The organism is Thermogemmatispora sp. (assembly GCF_019683755.1).
Classification (GTDB): domain Bacteria; phylum Chloroflexota; class Ktedonobacteria; order Ktedonobacterales; family Ktedonobacteraceae; genus Thermogemmatispora.
Genome location: NZ_JADGHT010000485.1, coordinates 1 through 2,685, shown reverse-complemented (window position 1 = coordinate 2,685; position 2,685 = coordinate 1). Strand labels below are relative to the sequence as shown.

Below are 2,685 nucleotides of genomic sequence, written 5' to 3'. Positions count from 1 at the left end.
ATCCTGATACACCGCACCGATGCCATTTTTATTGTACCAGAGCCACGAGCAAGGTAAGGAAGCAGGCTCCCTTGAGGAGGGGGAGAAGCGGTACTTTAGTACCGCTGACAGGTAGCTCAAGAGGCTGGGGGCGAGCGACGCGCAGCCGACCGGGAGCTAACTCAGGTATGGCTGCTGCAAGGCGAGGAGCTGGCTGATCCCTTGCTGAGCCAGAGAGAGCAGCTCATCCAAGCGAGCGCGACTAAAAACGCCACCTTCGCCGGTCCCTTGGACTTCCACAAAGTCACCATGGCCTGTCATCACCACATTGAAGTCGACCTCAGCCCGTGCATCCTCCTCATAACACAGATCGATCAAGGCTTCTCCCTCGACAATGCCTACGCTGACTGCGGCCACGGCGGTGCGTACTGGGTGGGCGGGCAAGAGGCCGCGCTCTACCAAGCGGCTGCAAGCGCGGTAGAGTGCCACGAAGGCGCCGGTAATCGCAGCGGTGCGCGTGCCGCCATCTGCTTGCAGCACATCACAATCGAGAATCAGTGTGCGTCCTCCTAGGGCCTCCAGATCTACGGCGGCGCGCAGCGAGCGCCCGATCAAGCGTTGGATCTCCTGAGTACGACCGCTGAGGCGCCCCTCGCGCTCTCGAGGTGTGCGGGTATGTGTGGCCCGCGGAAGCATGCTATACTCGGCGGTGACCCAGCCGCGTCCGCTGCCTTCTAGAAAAGCAGGTACTTTCTCTTCAACGGTGGCGGCGCATAATACTCGTGTGCGTCCGGCCTCGATGATCACCGATCCCTCGGCGTAGTCCAGATAATCAACCGTGAAGTGTACGGGCCGTAGTTGAGTCTGAGAACGCCCGTCTGTGCGTATCATAAGCGAAGCCCTCGTCACAATTTCAACTTGTTCAAAGTCTGGTGCCAACTCATGAAAAATACTGAGGCAGGATGCTTCTCCTGGAACGGGCTGCTATGCCCGAGGGGAAGAGGCCCCATTTCCTCAGCGAATATGGTACTATACATAAGGGTGTCTCCAACAGAGGTATCTGACCGTGTGTCGCCTAAAGAGGGCTGAGGAAGGTCTGCGTTCCCTCGCGTCGCAGCTCGCTTCTCGTCTCCAGGCAGGCGAGAGGCTAGGCTCCAGCGGCGAATAACGCATACCCAGCTAGCCCGCATAAGGAGGGAGCGGACAAACGAGCACAATAGCGAGAGAGAGATGAAGAGCAGCAGAAAGTCGCAGCCGAAGCGCGAAGAACCTGTTAGAAAGGACCAACCTATGTCTGCGCATAAAACGCTGCATCCTGCGCAAGCCGAGCCACTCCATGCGCATCGTCTCATCATTGCGACCAACCGCGGTCCCGTTGAATTTTATCTTACACAAGATAAAGTCTTGAAGTCTCGGCGGGGCGCGGGGGGGGTCGTCACAGCTCTCATTGAGGCGGCCAGCCGCATGGAAGTCACCTGGGTCGCGATGGCGATGACAGAAGGGGATCGTCTAGCGGCGCGCAACGCCGAAGCCGAGTGCGGATGCATCCCCTCGCCGTTGCCGAACCTCAAGATGCAGCTTCGCTACGTAGTCATCCCCAAGACGGCCTATCGCAAGCACTACGACATTATCAGCAATCGGGTGCTCTGGTTCTTGCAGCACTACCTCTATGATCCTAGCAGTGACTCTTTCAACTATCAGCGGCTGCAGGATGCCTGGAGGAATGGCTATCGAGTGGCCAATCAGGCCATTGCTGAGGCGGTGAATGCTGAGATTGAGCGTGCAGAGACCACACCGGTGGTCATGCTGCATGACTATCATCTCTATCTGGTGGCCGCCATGATCCGTGAGCGCCACCCTACCATTATTACCCAGCAGTTTATTCATATCCCCTGGCCAGACAGCCGCTGCTGGCACTTTTTGCCCAGTAACATCAGCCAGGAGATTTACCGGGGCCTGGTGGGCAACGACATCGTTGGTTTTCAGACCGAGCGCGACGCGCGCAACTTCCTAGAGGGTGCGCGGACCATTCTTGACGGAGCTGAAGTCGACTTTGAAGAAGGGACCGTGATCTGGCAGGGGCATCGTACGCTAGCCCGGGCTTACCCGATTTCAATCTCTGTCACTGAGGAGCGGCGCATTGTCCAGAGCCTGGCCGGGCGGCGCGCTGCTGAAAAGATTGTCCCTCTGTTGGGCGAGCAGACGATCATGCGGGTTGACCGCATCGAACCGACGAAGAACATTCCTCGGGGCTTTCAGGCCTATGCCCAGATGCTAGAGGAACATCCCGAGCTTCGCGGCAAAGTCAAATTCCTTGCCTTCTTAGTTCCTTCGCGTCAATCATTGCCCGAATACAAGCGGCTCAATAGTGAGGTGCTCAAGCTCGTTGAAGAGATTAACGCGCGCTACGGTGATGCCAACTGGAAGCCTATAGAGGTCTTCTGCGACAACGACCGTACGCGGGCCTTGGCTGCCATGCAGTTTTACGATGTGCTGCTCGTCAATCCCATTATTGATGGGATGAACCTGGTAGCCAAGGAAGGAGCCGTTGTCAACAAGCGCAATGGTGTGCTTGTGCTCTCGCGCACGGCTGGAGCTTTCCAGCAGCTTGGCAAGGCGGCTATCCCGACTTCTCCTCTAGATGTGGCCGAGACCGCCGAGGCTCTCTATACTGCTCTGACGCTGCCCTCTGAAGAGCGTGAGCGG

At 57.7% G+C, this 2,685-nt stretch carries 2 protein-coding genes; one reads left to right on the top strand and one right to left on the bottom strand.

Annotated features, from left to right (window positions below; genetic code table 11):
• Positions 1-156: 156 nt before the first annotated feature.
• Complete coding sequence (rph, locus tag IRZ24_RS19105) at positions 157-867, bottom strand: ribonuclease PH (RefSeq protein ID WP_366914337.1); 711 nt, start codon at positions 865-867, stop codon at positions 157-159.
• Positions 868-1,269: 402 nt separating this feature from the next.
• On the opposite strand from rph, the gene IRZ24_RS19100 reads away from it, so the two are divergent.
• Positions 1,270-2,685, top strand: a 1,416-nt coding sequence (locus IRZ24_RS19100) for a trehalose-6-phosphate synthase (protein ID WP_297167961.1), incomplete at its 3' end; no start/stop codon positions are given.